The organism is Mesobacillus subterraneus (assembly GCF_003937825.1).
Classification (GTDB): Bacteria; Bacillota; Bacilli; order Bacillales; family Cytobacillaceae; genus Mesobacillus; species Mesobacillus subterraneus.
In genome coordinates this window covers 1-20558 of record NZ_RSFW01000021.1, presented here as the reverse complement: position 1 = coordinate 20558, position 20558 = coordinate 1, and the positions used below count along the sequence as shown (strand labels likewise).

22 protein-coding genes and 1 riboswitch are annotated in these 20558 nt (G+C 45.0%); of the genes, 18 read left to right on the top strand and 4 right to left on the bottom strand.

Translation table 11 applies throughout. The annotated features are described in order from the left end of the window. Positions 1-22 precede the first annotated feature (22 nt). Positions 23-1285, top strand: coding sequence for an exo-beta-N-acetylmuramidase NamZ family protein (locus EJA10_RS18455; RefSeq protein ID WP_211340603.1), 1263 nt, complete (start codon positions 23-25; stop codon positions 1283-1285). Positions 1286-1360: 75 nt separating this feature from the next. On the opposite strand, the gene EJA10_RS18450 is transcribed toward EJA10_RS18455, so the two are convergent. Further along, positions 1361-1573 carry a methionine aminopeptidase gene (locus EJA10_RS18450; RefSeq protein ID WP_125481507.1) on the bottom strand — a complete coding sequence of 71 codons (213 nt, stop codon included), beginning with the start codon at positions 1571-1573 and terminating at the stop codon, positions 1361-1363. A 205-nt stretch (positions 1574-1778) separates the two neighbouring features. Here EJA10_RS18450 and EJA10_RS18445 point away from each other — a divergent pair, with 205 nt between their 5' ends. Next, the gene (locus EJA10_RS18445) at positions 1779-2219 is read left to right on the top strand and encodes a Dps family protein (RefSeq protein ID WP_125481506.1); all 441 of its coding nucleotides are present in this window, start codon (positions 1779-1781) and stop codon (positions 2217-2219) included. A 66-nt stretch (positions 2220-2285) separates the two neighbouring features. Here the strand turns inward: EJA10_RS18445 and EJA10_RS18440 are convergent, their stop codons facing one another. Next, a complete protein-coding gene (locus EJA10_RS18440) occupies positions 2286-2594 on the bottom strand; it encodes a winged helix-turn-helix transcriptional regulator (RefSeq protein ID WP_125481505.1) in 309 nt (102 codons plus the stop codon). Positions 2595-2781: 187 nt separating this feature from the next. Between EJA10_RS18440 and EJA10_RS18435 the strand changes: the two genes are divergently transcribed. The 4 genes from EJA10_RS18435 to EJA10_RS18420 all read left to right on the top strand — a co-directional run bounded on the left by EJA10_RS18435 (position 2782) and on the right by EJA10_RS18420 (position 5431). Next, the gene (locus EJA10_RS18435) at positions 2782-3189 is read left to right on the top strand and encodes a DoxX family protein (RefSeq protein WP_125481504.1); all 408 of its coding nucleotides are present in this window, start codon (positions 2782-2784) and stop codon (positions 3187-3189) included. A 13-nt stretch (positions 3190-3202) separates the two neighbouring features. Continuing rightward, a complete protein-coding gene (locus EJA10_RS18430; RefSeq protein ID WP_125481503.1) occupies positions 3203-4057 on the top strand; it encodes a VOC family protein in 855 nt (284 codons plus the stop codon). Between the two features lie 19 nt (positions 4058-4076). Next, the gene (locus EJA10_RS18425; RefSeq protein WP_125481502.1) at positions 4077-4670 is read left to right on the top strand and encodes an NADPH-dependent FMN reductase; all 594 of its coding nucleotides are present in this window, start codon (positions 4077-4079) and stop codon (positions 4668-4670) included. A 125-nt stretch (positions 4671-4795) separates the two neighbouring features. Beyond that, the gene (locus tag EJA10_RS18420) at positions 4796-5431 is read left to right on the top strand and encodes an FMN-dependent NADH-azoreductase (RefSeq protein WP_125481501.1); all 636 of its coding nucleotides are present in this window, start codon (positions 4796-4798) and stop codon (positions 5429-5431) included. A gap of 758 nt (positions 5432-6189) precedes the next feature. On the opposite strand, the gene katA is transcribed toward EJA10_RS18420, so the two are convergent. Continuing rightward, on the bottom strand, positions 6190-7650 hold the full coding sequence (gene katA / locus EJA10_RS18415) for a catalase KatA (protein WP_125481564.1): 1461 nt from the start codon (positions 7648-7650) through the stop codon (positions 6190-6192). 397 nt (positions 7651-8047) lie between these two features. On the opposite strand from katA, the gene EJA10_RS18410 reads away from it, so the two are divergent. Beyond that, complete coding sequence (locus EJA10_RS18410) at positions 8048-8635, top strand: cell wall hydrolase (protein WP_125481563.1); 588 nt, start codon at positions 8048-8050, stop codon at positions 8633-8635. 268 nt (positions 8636-8903) lie between these two features. Beyond that, positions 8904-9041, top strand: a complete 138-nt coding sequence (locus tag EJA10_RS23515) for a hypothetical protein (protein WP_170169187.1) — start codon at positions 8904-8906, stop codon at positions 9039-9041. Here the strand turns inward: EJA10_RS23515 and dacB are convergent. Next, positions 9016-10512 (bottom strand): D-alanyl-D-alanine carboxypeptidase/D-alanyl-D-alanine endopeptidase, encoded by a 1497-nt coding sequence (gene dacB, locus EJA10_RS18405; RefSeq protein WP_125481500.1) that lies wholly within the window; start codon positions 10510-10512, stop codon positions 9016-9018. The genes EJA10_RS23515 and dacB overlap by 26 nt on opposite strands. A 176-nt stretch (positions 10513-10688) precedes the next feature. On the opposite strand from dacB, the gene EJA10_RS18400 reads away from it, so the two are divergent. The 10 genes from EJA10_RS18400 (at position 10689) to EJA10_RS18355 (ending at position 20090) form a co-directional block, all read left to right on the top strand. Next, positions 10689-10889, top strand: a complete 201-nt coding sequence (locus EJA10_RS18400; protein WP_125481499.1) for a hypothetical protein — start codon at positions 10689-10691, stop codon at positions 10887-10889. Positions 10890-11030: 141 nt separating this feature from the next. Next, entirely contained in the window at positions 11031-11363 is a 333-nt protein-coding gene (locus EJA10_RS18395) for a metal-sensitive transcriptional regulator (RefSeq protein WP_125481562.1), read from the top strand. A gap of 56 nt (positions 11364-11419) precedes the next feature. Further along, positions 11420-11563, top strand: a riboswitch (FMN riboswitch). Positions 11564-11705: 142 nt separating this feature from the next. Continuing rightward, positions 11706-12788, top strand: coding sequence for a bifunctional diaminohydroxyphosphoribosylaminopyrimidine deaminase/5-amino-6-(5-phosphoribosylamino)uracil reductase RibD (gene ribD, locus EJA10_RS18390; protein ID WP_125481498.1), 1083 nt, complete (start codon positions 11706-11708; stop codon positions 12786-12788). 10 nt (positions 12789-12798) lie between these two features. After that, positions 12799-13452, top strand: coding sequence for a riboflavin synthase (gene ribE, locus EJA10_RS18385; RefSeq protein WP_125481497.1), 654 nt, complete (start codon positions 12799-12801; stop codon positions 13450-13452). 11 nt (positions 13453-13463) lie between these two features. Further along, a complete protein-coding gene (locus EJA10_RS18380; RefSeq protein ID WP_125481496.1) occupies positions 13464-14657 on the top strand; it encodes a bifunctional 3,4-dihydroxy-2-butanone-4-phosphate synthase/GTP cyclohydrolase II in 1194 nt (397 codons plus the stop codon). 13 nt (positions 14658-14670) lie between these two features. Further along, the gene (ribH, locus tag EJA10_RS18375; RefSeq protein ID WP_125481495.1) at positions 14671-15141 is read left to right on the top strand and encodes a 6,7-dimethyl-8-ribityllumazine synthase; all 471 of its coding nucleotides are present in this window, start codon (positions 14671-14673) and stop codon (positions 15139-15141) included. A 174-nt stretch (positions 15142-15315) separates the two neighbouring features. Next, positions 15316-16521: a S1C family serine protease gene (locus EJA10_RS18370; protein ID WP_125481494.1), complete on the top strand. Its 1206-nt coding sequence runs from the start codon at positions 15316-15318 to the stop codon at positions 16519-16521. Positions 16522-16532: 11 nt separating this feature from the next. Next, positions 16533-17411: a peptidylprolyl isomerase gene (locus EJA10_RS18365; protein WP_246017858.1), complete on the top strand. Its 879-nt coding sequence runs from the start codon at positions 16533-16535 to the stop codon at positions 17409-17411. Between the two features lie 369 nt (positions 17412-17780). Then, the gene (gene zupT, locus EJA10_RS18360) at positions 17781-18590 is read left to right on the top strand and encodes a zinc transporter ZupT (RefSeq protein ID WP_125481493.1); all 810 of its coding nucleotides are present in this window, start codon (positions 17781-17783) and stop codon (positions 18588-18590) included. 258 nt (positions 18591-18848) lie between these two features. Further along, positions 18849-20090 carry a S8 family peptidase gene (locus EJA10_RS18355; protein ID WP_125481492.1) on the top strand — a complete coding sequence of 414 codons (1242 nt, stop codon included), beginning with the start codon at positions 18849-18851 and terminating at the stop codon, positions 20088-20090. Positions 20091-20558: the final 468 nt, after the last annotated feature.

Here is a 20558-nt window from a genome sequence, read left to right as displayed (position 1 = left end):
ACTAAAAACAGGGGTGATTGCTTTGAAGAAATGGCTGACAGCAGTCCTGGCGACGGTATTGATTCTCTCGACATTGACGATTGCGATGGCGAACCATGACAGCGGGAATGGAAAGAGCCAGGAGCTAAAAAAGTTCAGGGTTGGAGCTGAAGCGCTCCTGGAACAGCATAAGGATCTGATCGAAGGGAAGAGAGTCGGTCTAATTACGAACCCTACCGGAGTCGATAGGGACCTGAACAGTGTGGTCGACCTGCTGTTCAATGATCCTGATGTAGAGCTGACCGCGCTTTATGGACCAGAGCACGGCGTGCGGGGAAGCGCACAGGCTGGAGCTTATGTGGAGTATTATATCGATGAGAAAACAAACCTGCCTGTGTACAGCCTGTACGGACAAACGAAAAAACCGACACCAGAGATGCTTGAGAATGTAGATGTACTCCTGTTTGATATCCAGGATGTCGGAACAAGGTTCTATACGTATATTTACACGATGGCCTATGCCATGGAAGCAGCTAAGGAAAACGAAATTCCGTTCATCGTCCTGGATCGCCCGAATCCGCTTGGCGGCCATAAGGTGGAAGGCCCTGTACTTGAGACAAAATACAAATCATTTGTTGGGAACTATGAAATTCCTCTGCGCCATGGAATGACCGTAGGGGAGCTTGCTCAATTGTTCAATGAAGAATTCGGAATTGGCGCAGACTTGACCGTAGTCGAAATGAACGGCTGGAAGCGCACGATGCATTATGACGATACGCCGCTGGAATTCGTGATGCCTTCGCCTAACATGCCAACACTGGATACAGCCCTGGTCTACCCTGGTGCTGCATTGATCGAAGGCACAAATGTTTCTGAAGGAAGAGGGACAACAAAACCATTCGAGCTGATCGGAGCACCGTTCATCAACTCCGATCACCTGGCAGCAGAATTAAACTCTTTGAAACTGCCAGGCGTAAAGTTCAGGGCTGCATCGTTCATCCCGACGTTCTCAAAGCATTCCGGTAAGCTTTCACACGGAATCCAGATTCATATCACCGACTATGATTCCTTCAAGCCAGTCGAAACAGGGCTTCATATCGTCAAAACAATCCACGATATGTATCCAGAGGATTTCGAGTTCCGTGCTGAAGACAGCAAGGGAATTTCATTCTTTGACCTTCTGACAGGAAACGGCTGGATCAGGGAAGCAATCGAAAATGGCCAGTCAGTCGAGGAAATCAAAGCACAGTGGCAAGATGAGCTGGACCAATTCAAGCAGGTGAGGGAAAAATATCTTTTGTATTAACGTTGTAAGGAATTTTATGAAAATAGCTTTATGAATCCATAAGAAATGGCCTCTGCAAATAGCAGGGGCCATTTTTTAGTTCATGCTATTGTCCCAGTCACTGTACAGTCCGCTGCCATTGCATCCAGGGCATTCATAAGGAGCTGCGTAATAAACAAACTCGTTAGCGGAAAAAGCGTAATAACCTCTTCCATGGCAGTCCGGGCATTTATTTTGATCCTTCATATTGGCAAGGTGATTTTCATATCTTGCATTTCTCCACTGGTTGATCGCATTGAACAAACCCATTTCCGTCCACCTCCACTATTATGCATAGTTTGGAGAAATTTATTTGTTTTTATGTATAGTTTATGGAGAATTCTGATTTTTGACCCGGTACTAGCACAGAACTTGTCTAAAAAGTTGACAGTACTGTGAACAATCTTCAGAACAGGCCATTGCTGGATAAACTTGGACTATAATGAGTTCATATAAAAGTATTGGAGGGAAAAGAATGAAGAATGAACTGACGCAAGCAGTCAACAAACAAATCGCAAACTGGACCGTACTCTATATCAAGCTTCATAACTATCACTGGTATGTCACAGGTCCGGAATTTTTCACGCTGCACGCTAAATTTGAAGAGCTGTACAACGAAGCAGCCTTACATATCGATGAACTGGCAGAACGATTGCTGGCAATGGGAGACAAGCCTGTCGCAACGATGGCTGGAGCGCTTGAACTGTCTTCGGTAAAAGAAGCATCAGGAAATGAAAATGCTCAGGACATGGTTGCGAGCATTGTTGAGGATTATTCAACTATGATTCAGGAACTGAAGCAAGGCATGGAATTGGCTGAGCAGGTGCAGGATGAAACGACAGGTGACCTGCTATTGTCCATCCATTCTGGCTTGGAAAAGCATGTATGGATGCTCAATTCATTTTTGGGCAGGTAGATGGAACAGGAAAGGACGTATGCAGTCGCATACGTCCTTTTTCTATGACTATTTATAGGAAACTGTTCAGCGCTCCAGCCAGCTTTGTGACCAGTTTTCAATTTCCTTCATGATCGGCTCTAGTGCCTTACCTTTTTCAGAAAGCGAATACTCGATTCTGACTGGAGTCTCCGGATAGACTATTCTATTGACAATCCCCTCGTTCTCCAAATCTTTTAAGCGCTCTGAAAGCACCCTTCCGCTGATTCCAATGCCAGATTCTATCGTGCAAAAACGCTGAGGACCAGACAGCAGCTGATAAATGATCAGACCTGTCCATCTCTGACTCAGGATTGTCATGGCTTTTTCAAATCTGGGGCAAATCGACTTATCCATTTCAATCACTCCTTACCTATATTATAAACAGATTAAAAGAAAAATAAATTACTTTTTATAAAATTGTTACTTGACGATATTAATTTACTAAAATATAATTACTTACATAAAGTAACCAAGTAACAAAATATAGATTCGAATCGTTGTTACTGTTATGAAACACACTATAAAGGAGAGTAAAACAGAAATGATCAGAACATACGAAACAGGAGCAACCATTTTACGAGTAGTTTTGGGGGCGACATTTTTCATTCATGGAGCAGCCAAGTTCCAGGGAGACATCGCAAATACAGTAGGGTTCTTTGAGAGCCTCGGGTTGCCAGGTTTCACTGCATACTTGGTCGCATTGATTGAATTAATCGGTGGCCTGGCAATGGTATTGGGAGTGGGAACAAGAGTCGTTTCGATTTTGTTTGCCATTATTCTCGCCGTGGCCATTTTAAAAGTAAAGCTTGCAGGCGGATTTCTAGGCAATGGCCAAATGGCGGGTTACGAACTTGATATAGCTTTACTGGCGATGTCCATTTATCTTGCTTTAGCGAACAAATCACTTTTCGCTTTGGAGAATGTATTATTTCAATCTAAAAATGCATAAGGAGGCAAATAAAATGAGTTTCCACCAAAAGCCAGTCACTTTTGTCAGCCAGGTTAATCTGAAGGTCCAGAACCTGGAACGTTCCCTCGCCTTTTATCAAGAGGTAATCGGTTTAAAAGTGTATGAGCAAACAGAAAGAACAGCGAAACTGACCGCAGAAGCAAAGACGGTCCTACTGTCGCTTGAACAGCCTGCTAACGCAGTACGGAAACCAGGAAGGACGACCGGATTGTATCATTTCGCCCTGTTATTGCCTGATCGTATTGAGCTGGCAAAAATATTAAAGCATTTGGTTCAAGTCGGCTATCCTTTGCAGGGAGCGTCCGATCATCTTGTAAGTGAAGCTCTATATTTGGGAGATCCAGATGGAAATGGGATCGAAATCTATACAGACAGGCCAGCATCGGAATGGGAGTGGAATGGCGATCAAGTCGTAATGGCTACACAGGCATTGGATGCGGAAGGCTTGCTTGCTTTGGGAAATGACGAAACGTGGAACGGACTTCCGGCTGGAACCGTGATGGGGCATATCCATTTGCATGTGTCTGAACTGGCGGACACGGAAAAATTTTATACTAAAGGACTCGGATTCAAAGTGGTCAGCCGTTACGGACCGCAAGCACTATTCATTTCTTCAGGGAAATACCATCACCATATTGGACTGAATACCTGGAATGGCGCAGGTGCACCACAACCGCCAGCAAACAGTGCCGGGCTGGAATCCTATACTTTGGTATTCCCGGATCAAGAGTCGGTTAAAGCAACCATTGGCCGGTTAAAAGATATCGGAGCATCCGTAACCGAAGAAATGGGGGCGTTTGTAACTGCCGATCCGTCTGGCAATCGCATCAAATTGGTAACAGAATAATTTTGCAGAGGTGAAAGTTTTGGGACTGTTCAATAAACTATTCGGAAGTAAAAAGAAGGAGGAAAAAAAGATGGAGAAATTGAATATTGGTATTATTTTGGGAAGCACAAGACAAGGCCGTGTAAGCCCTCAAGTGGGAGAATGGGTGAAAAGCATCGCTGACAAACGCGGAGATGCAAATTATGAGATCGTGGATATAGCTGATTTTGAATTGCCTTTCCTCGGAACAACAGATGGCACTGAGCCAGGAATCGCAGCGTGGAATGAAAAGCTTGCCAGCCTGGATGGATTTGTATTCATCGTACAGGAATATAACCACAGTATTACGGGAGCCTTGAAAAATGCGCTTGATTTCGCACGCGAGGCATGGAATAACAAAGCGGCTGGAATCGTTAGTTACGGTTCTACTGGCGGCGCAAGGGCTGCTGAACATCTGAGAGGGATTTGCGGGGAATTAAAAATTGCTGATGTCCGCACGCATCCAACTTTGTCATTGTTTACAGACTTCGAAAATGGCACGACATTTAAACCACAGGATCTTCATACAGACAATGTAACAGCCATGCTGGATGAGGTAGTCGCCTGGAGCGGCGCGCTAAAGACGTTAAGATAATAGCTGAGCATTTATATTGACCAGTGCTTAATTACGGAGTATTATCTCGAAGTGAACTATTTTTACTTCGAGATTTGTTTTCATCGAAATAGTTTCAAACAATAAAGAATAGGTGGTAAGACATCATGGCAAAAGTTTTATACATCACAGCACATCCGCTGAATGAAGAGCAGTCCTTCAGTCTGGCTGCAGGAAAAGCATTCATCGAAACATACAAAGCACAGAACCAGGAAGATGAAGTCATTCATCTTGATCTGTTCAAAGAAAATATCCCGCATATCGATGCAGACGTATTGGGCGGATGGGGCAAGCTGCAAAAAGGAACTGAATTTGCTGACCTTACTGCAGACGAGCAGGCAAAAATCGGCCGTCTTGCAGAACTGGTTGACCAGTTCACATCAGCAGACAAATTCGTTTTCGTTACACCGCTTTGGAACTTCTCTTTCCCTCCAGTCATGAAGGCATATCTTGATGCAGTAGCGGTGGCTGGCAAGACATTCAGATACACACAAGAAGGCCCAGTCGGTTTAATGACCGATAAAAAAGCCCTTCACATCCAGGCACGCGGCGGTTATTACTCAGAAGGCCCTGCAGCAGCGATGGAAATGGGCAATCGCTACATCGAAACGATAATGAACTTCTTCGGTGTACCTTCTATGGAATGCCTGTTCCTTGAAGGCCACAATGCGAACCCTGAAAAAGCACAGGAAATCAAAGAAAACGGAATCGCCCGTGCCAAAGATCTTGCGCATACATTCTAATGATTCGGTAAAAACAGGTCAGCAACTTTTGCTGACCTGTTTTTTGTGGGGCTAAGTGCTGAAAAATGGTATGTTTTAGGAAAAAGTAGTAACTAATTGGGCTTATAAGTGATGAAGTAAATAGTATCGTTTGGGAGGAAACAGTAACCAATAGCGCTTATAAGTGCTGCGAAGAAATGGTATATTTTAGGATAAATTGGTAGCCAATAAGGCTTATAAGTGCAGGGAAATGGTATTATTTAGGATAAAGTAGTGACCAATAGATCGGGTTGGAATAAAAAATTGGTGTAATTTAGAAGAATGTAGTACCAAGAGCCCTCATTGGTGCCCTTTTTTAAGAGATTTCGAAAATGGAGGTCACCCATAGCCCTTATTAGTGCCCTGTTTCAACAGATTTTGAAAATGGAGGTCACTCATCAGCCTCATTAGTGCCCTGTTTTAGCAGATTTCGAAAAAGAAGGTCACCTATCGCCCTTATTAGTGCCCTGTTTTAGCGAATTTCGAAAAAGAAGGTCACCCATCGCCCTTATTAGTGACCTGTTTTAGCAGATTTCGAAAACGGAGGTCACTCATCAGCCTCATTAGTGACCTGTTTTAGCAGTTTTCGAAAATGGAGGTCACCCATCACCCTTATTAGTGCCCTGTTTCAACAGATTTCGAAAATGGAGGTCACCCATCCCCCCCCATTGGTGACCTTTTCCACTCTCAGATCAAAAAACAGGTCACCAAGTATGCCTTGGCGACCTGTAACCATTCTATTAAACTTCCTGGGGCACCTGCAGGCCCAATCCCTGTGCGATGCGAGTTCCATATTCAGGATCTGCCTTATAGAAATGACCGATCTGGCGAAGTTTGATATCATCACGCTGTACTGGTTTCATCGCGGCAACGATGTTCGCGACGAGGCGTTCGCGCTCTTCTTCATTCATCAAGCGGTATAAGTCACCGGCCTGAGTATAGTGGTCGTTGTGGTCATAGGCCACGTTTTCGGCCACACCGCTGACAGGGAAGCTTGCCTGCTTGTGTTCTTGCACTTCAGTAGGTCCCCCGAAACTATTAGGCTCGTAATTTACTGCTTTTCCGCCATTGCCGTCGAAGCGCATTTGGCCGTCGCGCTGGTAGGAGTTCATTTCTAATTTCGGCCTGTTGATCGGCAGGTGATTGTGGTTCGCTCCAACACGGTAGCGATGTGCGTCGGAGTATGCAAACAGGCGGCCCTGAAGCATTTTATCAGGAGAGACATCGACACCAGGAACTAGATTTCCAGGAGAGAATGTAGCCTGCTCGACTTCCGCGAAATAGTTTTCCGGATTGCGATCCAATACCATGCGGCCGACTTCAATCAATGGATAATCTTTTTGTGACCAAACCTTTGTGACATCGAATGGATCGAAACGATACGTGTTAGCATCCTCTAGTGGCATGATTTGCACATATAGCTTCCACGCAGGGAAGTCGTCAGCTTCAATCGCGTTGAACAAATCTTCTGTATGATAGTCAGGATTTTCGCCGGCAATTTTTGCTGCTACATCTGGTGCAAGGTTTTTCACACCCTGCTCTGTCTTGAAGTGGTATTTGATCCAAACGCCATCGCCATCTTCATTTGTCCACTTGAACGTATGGCTGCCGAATCCATGCATGTGGCGCAAAGTAGCCGGGATACCGCGATCAGACATCAAGATTGTAACCTGATGCAGCGATTCAGGTGAAAGAGACCAGAAATCCCAGACCGCATTTGGATCCTTCAAGTGTGTCTGCGGGTTTCTTTTTTGTGTATGGATGAAGTCTGGGAACTTAATCGCGTCGCGGATGAAGAATACTGGCGTATTGTTTCCGACGATATCATAGTTTCCTTCCTCTGTATAAAACTTCACAGCAAAGCCTCGTGGGTCACGAACTGTATCTGCAGAGCCAAGCTCCCCGGCAACTGTTGAGAAACGGATGAAAAGAGGTGTCTTCTTGCCAACCTCGGATAGGAAAGCCGCTTTCGTGTACCTCGTTACATCATTCGTTACTTCGAAATATCCATGAGCACCGGCACCTTTTGCATGTACAACACGCTCAGGCACACGCTCACGGTTAAAGTGCGCCAATTTCTCCAATAGATGTACATCCTGGATTAAAGTAGGACCTCTTTGGCCCGCAGTCATGGAGTTCTGGTTGTCCCCAACCGGCGCACCCCAGCTTGTAGTAAGATGGTTCTTTTGATAATTGCTCATCATGATCACGCCTTTATCTTAAATTTGTTTATAGCTAAATGATAACACCTTTCAATTAAAAATCAATACTAAATTATAATTATTTTAATTAAATAACTAATATAACAACCAGTAGAACGGTTCTCCTGGTTTCCAAAAACAGGAGAACCGTCCCTGTGTGCAGTTACAATTCTGTAACACTATGTAAAAATTGAACCGGAAACTTACAGGGTTGGTCATATTAGGAAGGGAAGGTGGGATGGAATAATCTACTAGGTTTAAAGAGAATCTAGAGGTTTCAGTGAATGTAGCGGCCTTCTCCTAAATGGCACTTATTGGACGATGATAAACTATGTTACAACTGCTAGCCTTGTTAGTAGTGAGAGAGCACTACTGGGAGGTATGGAAAATGAGAAAAATGAAAAAAACATTGGCAGCGCTGACAGCGGTAGTATCCCTATCTTTATTTTCGCTGCACGGAGCGGCTGAGGCTGCGACGTACCAGGTGAAAAAAGGTGATACACTTTGGGGAATTGCCAGCAATTATGGTGTGCCATTGGCCGAGCTGAAAAAAGCAAACAATCGAACTAGCAATCTACTATATCCAGGACAAAAGTTGACCATCCCGGCAGCGAATGTGTCTGCAGCGGACCAGGACCTTTTGGCGCGTCTTGTACACGCTGAGGCGAAAGGCGAGCCATACGCGGGAAAAGTAGCAGTAGCAACTGTTGTCTTGAATAGAGTAGCAAGCCCTGATTTCCCTAATACAATCAAGGGTGTAATCTACCAGAAATCAAATGGCTACCATGCCTTCACTCCTGTGAAAAATGGAGCGATCAACAAGCCTGCTGATGCAGAAGCGAAGAAAGCAGTAAAAGAAGCTCTTGCATTTAGAGGACAGGGCAAAGGTTCTTTGTTCTTCTTTAACCCAAAAACGGCAGTGAGCAAATGGGTATTCTCAAGAGAAACAACTGTAACGATCGGCAACCACCGATTTGCGAAGTAATAAGAAAAGCGCAAGCGCCTTGGTCAGCCCCGACAAGCGCTGGAGGGCCGACCGGTGAAGTCGCTCTTTGACTTCATTGGGCGGACCGAAATAGAAATGTTTAGCCGACTGTCCAGAAACGCAGAAACTGGAGACTCCGACAAAGAAGCGCTTTTTGCTTCTGCCGGCGGAGTTGAAGTTTCGGAGTTTCTAGGAGGCGACACTGAACAAGCGACTCGAGCTGCTCAAAGCTAACACTTATCGCAAGATACTCGAGGAGGCACTCTCAGTGATGAAAACTGGCCAGGCGCTGGAGCTGGACAATTCTCAAAGAGAAATTTATACTTTCTTATTTTGTAAAAAAGCTGTGCAGATTCTCAGTCTGCGCAGCTTTTTCTCATTTAGGGCTGGGATAAAAGGATTTTAGCCAATTCATTTTCTAATTTTCGACCTTGTGTGTCGTCGATTAGGTTATTCAGTAAAATTGCAAAAATCAATGTTTCACCGCTTGATGTTTCAACATATCCTGACAGGGTGCTTACACCGGTTAGAGAGCCAGTTTTCGCTATAACCCTATCCTTTAAGTCTTCCTCCTTCAGCCGGTTGCGCATCGTTCCTCCGACCATCCTGTCACGATCCCCGGCAACGGGAAGAGAATGCTTGAAAGCAGGAAACCATTTTTCCTTGCGAACATGGAAGAGGAAACTGGTGATTTCGTTGGCCGGTACGAGGTTTGCATGGGATATGCCCGAACCATCTCGCAATACCAGTCTGGCTGGGTCAACACCGAACTTTGCCAATTCGGCATTCATGACTTCAAGTCCTTTTTCCCAGCTGCCTTCTTTGTGGATTGCCTTCCCCATTTCCTTCACGAGCACTTCTGCATGGCCGTTATTGCTTAGCTTCATAAACGGCACAAGCAGATCCTTCAGCGGCATTGATTTATGGGAAATCAATCCAGCCATACCCTCAGTGGCGGTGCCTGTCCTGATTTTCCCAACCACCTCAACCCCCTGATCTTCAAGCGCTCTTTTAAAAAGATCACCCGCATACCCGGAAGGCTCCCATACAGAAACCCATTTACGGTTGTTCTTAGCACCCGCAGGTATGGTTCCTTTTACAAAAATCGTATTCGAGCCGTGTTCACGATCGACCTTTAAGTTATAGGCACCCTTGGGTCCTACTGTTTTCGTCTGATTGACCACCGTTACATAATCGTTTTCTGGCGAAATGGTAATGTTAGCTGATTGACCCTTTTCACCAGGCTGTATGTTAACGATTACCGTGCCGGCATCATAATCCTCATTCGGGGAGGCAGTCAGGGCTGATACTTGCGAGCCATAATACTGGTGTTCATCATTCCAAGTTAAGTCCCCTGAATAGCGGATATCGTCATACCAGCTGTCATCAACGACTACATCTCCTTCGATTCTATTAATTCCTTTATTACTAATTTCCCTAGCGAATTCAGCAAAATCAGCTGGTAACAGCGTTGGATCCCCTCTACCCACTAAGTAGAGGTCTCCATCGAGAGCACCGTCAGAGACTTTTCCATCTGCCGAAACCTCTGTCGTAAATCGGTAATCTTCTCCGAGTACGGAAAGGGCAGCTCCGGCGGTGAAAAGTTTCAGGAGTGATGCAGGCTGAAGGCGAGTGTTTCCCATATGCTCATACAACAGCTCTCCGTCATCAGCCGATCTGATACTCACGCCAGCAAGAGATCCTTCAAGTACCGGGTCACTGGCGAGAAGTTTGTTGATTTCTGCTGAAAGGCTCCGTGCAGGCTCAATCGCCTGGGCAGGAGGATCTTCAGTATGAAAAAGCGGGAAAATGGCCAAGATGGAGATAAGCATTGCAAACATGATTGCTGTATTTTTATGTTTCAAATTCTCCTTCATCCTTTCAAGACTCTATGGAATTCGACAGGAAATTTCCCAATAAACAACCTGCTGAGTCTATGATAATGTTGAAATAAGACAACCCCTTGCTTTTACCATTCTATGTCACGGAGAGCGTAAATTTGTCAGGATCATTTGGAAAACAAATTGTTAATATAAAGTTCAGGAGGGAAAAAATGTACCGTTATTTCATGAATACCTTACTCATTGTAGCCATCGGAGCAGGATTTTACTTCTATTCGGAACTCATTTTTTCAAAGGTGACAGACCCTCTTTACGGAACACTGGCGATTTTGCTGGGATGTCTATTTGCAGCCGGGGTGTCTTGGGAACTTTTTTCATATGGACAATCAGCACGCGAAAAACAGGAAATATAACAAAATCATCGATCAGCACTCCGCTATAAGCAGGGGTGCTTTATTTAATTGAATCTTGAATCATCATTTTATGATAAGTACTGCATAGGGGTATGATAAAATATAGATATATGGAAAAAGGGGGTTTTTGGATTGGATCTTTTGGAACCCGGCACGAACCCGTCTGAATGTGCAGACAGCTGCTGTTCATCAGAGCGTAAGAGCCACCACTCGGAAAAAACAAAGAAAAATCTCGTTACGAGGTTGAATCGGATAGAAGGACAGATTCGCGGCATTAAAGGTTTGATTGAAAAAGATACGTATTGTGATGATGTCATCACACAAATTTCAGCTACCCAGGCAGCCTTGAACTCAGTAGCCAAACTGCTGCTAGAGGGCCATATGAAATCCTGTATCGTCGAACGCATCCAGGAAGGCGACAATGAAGTCGTCGATGAATTGCTGACGACGATAGAAAAGCTGATGAAAAAATAACCAGCACGATTTATTCGTAATTTTCATTTATGTTCTGTATAATGACAATAATTTAATATTTCCTTCGGGGTCGGGTGAAATTCCCAACCGGCGGTGATGAAGCGATGCTTCTTAGTCCGTGACCCGGTTAACTTTTGTTAAACGGTGGATCTGGTGAAACTCCAGGGCCGACAGTATAGTCTGGATGGGAGAAGGAAAAAAGCGGGTTTGAAATCACAGGGATCAGTATGCCCTTTTTTAAACCTCTAGTTTGCTATTGTCTTTCTGGGACCCCGACCATTTTGGTTCGGGGTCTTTTTTCGTCTTAAATGTTTATACGTCAAAAAGAAAGGAGGTTTTAAAATGAATGATCGTGACTATATGGCTCTTGCCATCACCCTTGCAAAGGCCACGGAAGCTCAGACATCCCCAAATCCCCATGTCGGTGCTGTCGTGGTCAGGGACAATCAAATCGTTGGTATGGGTGCACACTTAAAAGCTGGCGAGCCGCATGCCGAGGTACATGCCATTCGGATGGCAGGCGAAAAGGCAGCAGGTTCCACTCTCTATGTCACACTTGAACCATGCAGCCATTACGGCAAAACTCCGCCGTGTTCAGATTTAGTCATTGAATCCGGCATCAAAAAGGTTTTTGTCGCTTCGGTTGATCCAAATCCGCTTGTAGGCGGCGCGGGAACCAAAAAGATGAGGGAGGCAGGCATTGAGGTTGAGGTCGGCTTGCTGCAGGAAAAAGCTGCATTGCTAAATAAAGTATTTTTTCATTACATAAATACTGGGATGCCGTATGTGACCTTGAAATCTGCTGTCAGCCTTGACGGCAAGATTGCGACGGTCACAGGAGAAAGCCGGTGGATCACCGGTGAGGATGCCAGAAAGGATGTCCATCAGTTCCGCCATACACATGACGCCATCCTGGTTGGAGTCAATACTGTTATCAAGGATAATCCAAGTCTTACGACCAGACTTGAAGCTGGAGGGAAAAGTCCGGTCAGGGTCATACTGGATACAGCTTTGCGGACACCGTTGGATGCGCAAGCAGTGAATGATCAGGCTGCTAGAACCATTATCGTGACTGGAGTGGAAGTGGATCCTGACAAAGTCGCACACTTTACAGATCGAGGCATTGAATTGATCACCTTAAAAACTCCCAAAATCGGCATAACAGACATGCTGAAGGAATTAGGAGAACGCGGTATTACTTCGGTTTATGTCGAAGGCGGTGCCGAGGTACATGGCAGCTTTTTAAAAGAAAAAGCTTTCCAGCAAGTAATTACTTATATTGCGCCAAAATTAATCGGCGGTAGACTAGCACCCGTTTCTTATGGCGGGGAAGGCTTCGCGTCTATGGACGATGCTGTTCAATTGGTGATCAATGATGTAAAACAGATTGGGCAGGATGTTCGGATCATCGCGGAGCCGGTTTAAGGAGGTTCATATGTTTACAGGAATCATTGAAGAAATAGGGACCATAGCGAATGTCCAGCAAAATGGAGTGTCTTTTGTCCTGACCATCGATGCTAAAAAAGTCCTGACAGATGTAAAACTCGGTGACAGCATTGCTGTGAACGGGGTATGCCTGACAGTCACCTCTTTCACAGAAAATCGCTTCACTGTTGATGTCATGCCTGAAACGGTGAAAGCTTCCAGTTTAAAGGTGATTAAAAGAGGCTCTAAGGTGAATCTGGAGAGAGCCATGGCTGCCGGGGGCAGATTTGGCGGCCACTTTGTCGCAGGCCATGTCGATGGGGTCGGTGTCATCAAAGGGAAAAAGCAGATTGAAAACGCCATATACTATGAGATTCAAGTAGAGCCTGAACTGCTGAAGTACGTGATTATGAAAGGGTCTGTCGCTGTTGATGGCACGAGCCTGACTGTTTTTGGAATATCAGATGACAGTTTCACTTTGTCCCTTATTCCGCTTACCCTTTCTGAAACGGTGCTGGGGTTGAAGGGTTCAGGTGATATCGTGAATATTGAATGCGACATGATTGGGAAGTATGTCGGCCATTTTTTGAATAACCAGTTTCCTGCTGCTAAGCGCGGCAGTGATATTACAGCTCAATTTTTAAAAGAAAATGGGTTTATGTGAGGGGGATGACCATGTTTGATCCGATTGAAGAAGCCATTTATGAACTCATGCAAGGCAAACCAGTGATCGTATGTGACGATGAGGATCGTGAGAACGAAGGTGATTTTGTCGCGTTGGCGGAAAAAGCGACACCAGATGTCATCAATTTCATGGCAACACACGGGCGCGGCCTGATTTGTGTTCCAATTGAAACGGAGTTAGCACAAAAGCTTGACCTTATGCCGATGGTATCCCGCAATACCGATCCCCATGGAACAGCTTTTACCATCAGCATTGATCATAAGTATTCAACAACAGGAATTTCTGCCTTTGAACGCTCGGCCACTGTACTAAGCATGTTGGATCCTGAGTCAAAGGCTGCGGATTTTAAAAGGCCTGGACATATCTTCCCGCTTGTAGCGAAAAAAGGCGGGGTGTTAAGAAGGGCTGGACATACGGAGGCGGCAGTGGACCTGGCTAAGTTATGCGGTGCAGAGCCTGCAGGTGTTATCTGCGAAATCATGAATGAAGATGGTACGATGGCGCGTGTCCCGCAGCTGCGCAAGATTGCTGATCAGTTTGAACTGAAAATGATCACGATTAAAGACTTGATACAATATCGCAATCGAAAGGACAAGCTGATCAAGAGAGAGGTTGAGATCAACCTTCCAACAGAATTTGGCATTTTCAAGGCGGTCGGTTATTCAAACCTGGTGGATGACAAGGAGCATGTTGCCCTTGTGAAAGGGGAAATCGATCCCGAAGAACCCGTCCTTGTCAGAGTCCATTCTGAATGTCTGACCGGTGATGTCTTCGGCTCTTATCGATGTGATTGCGGCCCGCAGCTGCACGCCGCATTAAGCCAGATTGAAAAAGAAGGCAGAGGTGTCCTTCTGTACATGCGCCAGGAGGGAAGAGGCATTGGCCTGATGAACAAGCTCCGAGCCTATAAGCTTCAGGAAGAAGGCTATGATACGGTGGAAGCCAATGAAAAGCTTGGTTTCGGAGCGGACTTGAGGGAGTATGGCATCGGTGCACAAATCCTCAGGGACCTTGGTATTAAGCAAATTAAACTTTTGACGAATAACCCCAGAAAAATAAGGGGGTTAAAAGGGTATGACCTTGAGGTGGTTGATCGGGTTGCGATCCAGATGCCGACAAGGGAAGAGAACGAAAACTATTTAAAGACAAAGCACAGCAAGCTAGGTCATTTATTAAACTTTTAATGGAGGAATCGACATGAACAGAACGTATGAAGGTAATTTAGTAGGAACAGGTCTTAAAGTTGGAATCGTTGTAGGGCGTTTCAATGAATTTATCACAAGCAAACTTTTGGGTGGTGCGCAGGACGCCCTGAAAAGACACGGTGTGGAAGAAAGTGATGTGGATGTTGCCTGGGTTCCAGGAGCATTTGAAATCCCAATGGTTGCCCAGAAGCTGGCGAAAAGCAATAAATATGATGCTGTGATCACATTAGGTACAGTCATCCGAGGAGCGACACCGCATTTTGATTATGTTTCCAACGAAACAGCAAAAGGCGTTTCATCCGCTGCACTGAACACAGGTGTACCAGTCATTTTCGGGGTGCTGACAACAGATACGATTGAACAGGCAATCGAACGTGCCGGTACGAAAGCCGGCAATAAAGGCTGGGATGCAGCAGTCTCGGCGATCGAAATGGCCAATTTGATGAAAAGTATTGAAATGTAAATAGAATTGTTATTGCTGCAGGCGAATTGCCTGCAGTTTTTTATTGTCTTTTTGCACCTTTTGTATTTGTTAAAAATCTTCCCCGATTTTTAAATTCCTCGCCTCAGTTTGTTAATAATTTGTTCATAATTACTGGATAAGATGATGACAAGTTAGATTTGAGGAGGAGTTACCATGAATGAGTTCGAGCAGCATACCCGGTTTCAGGATGGGGAGCCGGTGAAGAAAACCAATAAATTAAAAAGCGTTTTTTCAACAGTGATGGCTGGAGTGGTCGGCTCGGCGATCACACTGGCAGCAGTGAATTATACAGATTCGGGAAGCGGCGCCGTGGTCCAGCCTCCTGCGCAAACTGCAACTGAGAGTGGCAATTCGGGCATCGTGGCTACCCAGACTTCCTCGAAAAATCCAAGTTCCATTGCAGATATCATCGAGTCTTCTTCCAGGTCGATTGTCGGCATCACCAATATTCAGCAGGAAAACAATCCATTTTCCAGAAGTCAGGGTTCCGTGGAAAGCGGATCAGGATCCGGAGTGATTTTTAAAAAGGAAGGAAACCAGGCCTACATCATCACAAACAATCATGTGATCGAAGGGGCTTCCAAGGTTGAAGTCTCCCTGTACAACGGGGATAAGGTGGACGCTGAGGTAGTCGGGGCAGATGCCTTGACGGACCTTGCGGTTGTTAAAATCTCTGCCAGTGAGGCAGTCGATGTGATTGATTTTGGTGACTCAGATGTGCTCCGGGCAGGCGATCAGGTTCTGGCCATCGGTAACCCGCTTGGACTGGATTTATCACGGACTGTCACCCAGGGAATCGTGAGCGCGGTCGATCGTTCGATTTCTTTCCCGACATCTGCTGGTGAATGGGAGATGAACGTCATCCAGACAGATGCAGCGATCAATCCGGGCAACAGTGGCGGCGCGCTGATCAATACCGACGGAAAGGTGATTGGGATCAACAGCCTGAAAATTTCGCAGAACGGTGTCGAAGGCCTTGGCTTCGCGATTCCAAGCAATGATGTTCTGCCAATCGTCAACCAGTTGATCGAAAAAGGAAAAGTTGAGCGCCCATATCTGGGTGTCAGCCTGGCTGATTTGGCGCAGATTCCACACGATTATTTAGAAAACCTTCCTGATGAGGTGGATTCGGGCACAATGGTTACTTATATTGCACCAAATTCCGCCGCATCTGAAGCAGGCCTCCAGGAACAGGATGTCATCGTAGCCATTAATGGGGAGAAAGTAGAGAACGCAGGCGATTTAAGAAGATTCATGTATACAAAGCTAAATACAGGTGACAGTGCCGAATTGACAATTTACCGCGATGGCAAGAAGCAGACCTTCCAGGTTAAGCTGACTGCCGCTAATGCAGATTAATGGGGGAAAGAATGATTAATTCAATGAAAAAAAATAAAGTGATGATGATTTTAGCTGTAGTGGTTCTTGGGTTGATCCTGACTATGACGATGGCTTTTTCAAAAAAAGAGACAGCAGCAAGTATCAATGGCGAGAAAATAACGAAGGACGATCTCAATGGAAAACTGACAGAAATGTACGGTGCCGATGTGCTCGATTCGCTGATCACAAACAAAGTGATTGAAATGGAAGCGGAAAAACAAAAGGTGAAGGTGACAGGCAGCGAGATCGATGAGGAACTGACCAGGCTGCAGGAGTCCTATGGCGGGGAAGCAGCATTCTCCGCAGCACTGGAGCAAAACAATGTCTCAATAGACAGGATTAGGGAAGATATTGAGATCTATCTTCTGGCTGAAAAAATGATAAAACCGGATCTTTCGATTTCGGATGAGGAAATTACAACATATTTTGAGGAGAATAAAGATTCCTTTGGGCAAAAGGAGCAGGTACAGGCAAGCCATATCCTCGTTGAAGATGAGGAGACGGCCAAGAAAGTGAAGGAAGACCTGGAAAACGGAAAGGATTTCGCGGAACTGGCCAAGGAATACTCCACCGACACCAGCAATGCTGCAGATGGCGGTGAGCTCGGGTATTTCGGAAAAGGCGAAATGACGGAGGAATTCGAAAAGGAAGCCTTTGCTCTTGAAATCAATGCCATCAGCGAACCTGTCAAAACGGATTTCGGTTACCATATCATCAAGGTGACCGATAAAAAGGCTGCAAAAGAAGCTGCACTTGAAGAACATAAAAAAGAAATCGAAGAATTATTATTTGATGAAAAAATCCAGGCGCAATATCCAGTCTGGCTGGAAGAAAAGAAAGCAGATTATGAGATCAAGAATTACCTATAGCAAGGTGAGGACCCCTGCAGAAATGCGGGGGTTCTTTTGCTTATATCCAAATGTGGTTTTTAAGATATTTTGAAATTAAAAAATTAATTTGTTGCAGGCCAAGTTTCCTTTGCGATAAAATGTTTACCAAAGGAAACTTTTTAAGGGATGCGCATATATTGTTTAAACAAAAGGGGCTCCTGCACGATAAAAGTTTACCGAGGGAAACATTCTAGTGTTTGTCCACACTTCGAGAAAAAAACTACGCAAAGTTTTCCTTGGTGCAAGCTTCTAGTGTTCGACAATGAATAGGCATTTCAATCCAAAATTCCCTGGTACAACTTTTCGTGTCGAGTCAGTAAAAATCATGTAAAACAAAGGAGAATGAAAATGGCACAAGAAATTTTATTTGCATTTGGTTTGACCTTATTTGCAGGCCTTGCCACCGGGATTGGCAGTATACTTGCCTTTTTCACCTCACGTACGAATACGAAATTCCTTTCCATCGCTCTCGGCTTCTCTGCAGGGGTGATGATCTACGTGTCGATGATTGAAATTTTCGTCAAAGCGAAGGACTCTCTCGTTTCTGCCTTGGGCGTCCAATCTGGGAACTGGGCCACTGTCGGAGGATTTTTCGCAGGAGTCCTGCTCATTGCCTTGATCGATAAGTTCATTCCAAAGCAAAGCAATCCACATGAACTAAAAAAGGTCGAAGATATGAATCCATCCTCGAAACCAGCACAGGATGCGGCCTTGTTAAAAATGGGCACATTCACAGCACTCGCCATCGGGATTCATAACTTCCCTGAAGGCATTGCCACCTTCACTTCCGCAATCCAGGATCCGGCTCTGGGAGTAGCGATTGCCATCGCGATCGCCATCCACAACATTCCTGAAGGGATCGCCGTGTCGGTACCGGTCTATTTTGCTACAGGTGATAAAAAGAAAGCTTTCAAACTATCATTTTTGTCCGGATTGTCTGAACCGATTGGCGCACTGGCAGCTTACTTATTCTTAATGCCATTTTTGAATGACATCATGTTCGGCGTCATCTTTGCAGCAGTAGCCGGGATCATGGTTTTCATCTCACTGGATGAACTTTTGCCGGCTGCGAAAAAATACGACGAATCTCATCTTGCCATCTATGGATTGATTGCCGGAATGGCCGTAATGGCGGTCAGTTTGCTGTTATTCATATAAATCTAGTGAAAACAAGAGATCATTTTACTATTATTTCCATGACAAAAAGAGTGACCTGTAAAAAAATGGTCACTCTTTTTGGTTCTTTCGTTATTGGGAAAATTCGAAAATGGTTCGAATGACTTGTGAATTTTTCTTAAACGTGTATTTTTACCTGATTCTAAAGACTCAAAAATGAATAGATTAGCATATTGTCATTATCAGAATATTTTAAATACAATAGAGTCTGTAACACCATAAATGCAGAGGAGTGGTTGAATGAAAAAGAGGAAAGTACTAGGAACCGCACTATTAAGCATGACAATGGGTTTATCTATGTTCGCGGCTGGGGCATTTGGCCAGGCGCCAGAGACACAGGATTCCTACCGGGTACTGGTTCAGGGACCTGCGGCTGAAAAATCAAAGGCAAAGGATCAGTATGGTGCCAGATGGGATTTTGGAACGAATGGTTTTACGACTACCGTTAATGCAAAGCAATATCAGGCATTATTGAAAAACAAAAATTTAAATGTTGAAACAGTATCCACTGTACAATTGGAAGCAAAGCCAGGCTCAGGAGCACAGGCAGGACCATCTGACCGCACTCCTTGGGGAATGGAAGCAATCTATAATGACAAGAACCTTCAGGCAACATCCGGAGGGAATGGAATTAAGGTTGCGGTACTGGATACCGGTGTTAACATCAACCATAACGATTTAGCTGGCAGTGCCGAGCAATGTAAAGATTTCACGAACAGAAGATCTCCTCTTGTGGATGGCACTTGTAATGATAAGAATGGCCATGGTACGCATGTAGCCGGGACGGTATTGGCTCATGGCGGAAATGGAACTGGAATTTACGGCGTTGCCCCTGAGTCAGATTTGTGGGCTTATAAGGTGCTGAACGACCAGGGATCAGGATATTCTGATGACATCGCTGGGGCAATCCAGCATGCTGCCGACGAAGCAGTGCGCACAGGCTCCAAAGTGGTAATTTCAATGTCACTTGGGTCAAGCAGCAAGAGTACATTGATTGCTGACGCAGTTGACTATGCATATGGAAAAGGCGTCCTGGTTGTAGCAGCTGCCGGAAACAGCGGACCGAACGCCAATACAATCGGTTATCCAGGTGCCCTAGTGAATGCAGTAGCAGTTGCCGCATTGGAAAATGTTCAGGAAAACGGTACATACCGTGTCGCTGACTTCTCATCCCGCGGAAACCCTTCAACAGATGGCGATTATATCATCCACGAGCGTGACGTAGAACTTTCTGCACCAGGAAGAGCAATCGAATCAACCTGGTTTGATGGGTCTTACAACACAATCAGCGGTACTTCCATGGCAACACCGCACGTTTCCGGACTCGCAGCGAAAATTTGGGCTTCCAATCCAAATATGAGCCATACCCAGCTTCGCGCAGAACTGCAGAACCGTGCGAAAGCAAATGACATCCTAGGCGGATCAGGAGCAGCAGCGGGTGACGACTACGCATCCGGCTTCGGCTTCCCGAAAGTAAAATAATATAATAGACATGATAAAAGGCGTCTGATCAAGTGATCAGGCGTCTTTTTTGAGAATAGTATATAAATTTCGAAACAGATTTAAGAGGAAAAAAATTTTTTTAGCGGAAAAATGAGGATTAATAGCAAAATTTAACTTTATATAGGTAATAAATCAGTCTTAATAGTGAAATATAGCTGCGAAATCAAAATTTTTGCAGCGGAAAAGATGTGCATGATTGCGAAATGGAGCGTTTATAGCGTCCGAAGTCCTATTAACTTTGGACATTTTCACTGATTCACCACCGGATTTTGTCCGAAGTCCTATCAACTTCGGACATTTTCACTGCTCCTGCACCGGATTTTGTCCGAAGTCCTATCAACTTCGGACATTTTCACTGCTCCTCCACCGGATTTTGTCCGAAGTCCTATCAACTTCGGACATTTTCACTGCTCCACCACCGGATTTTGTCCGAAGTCCTATCAACTT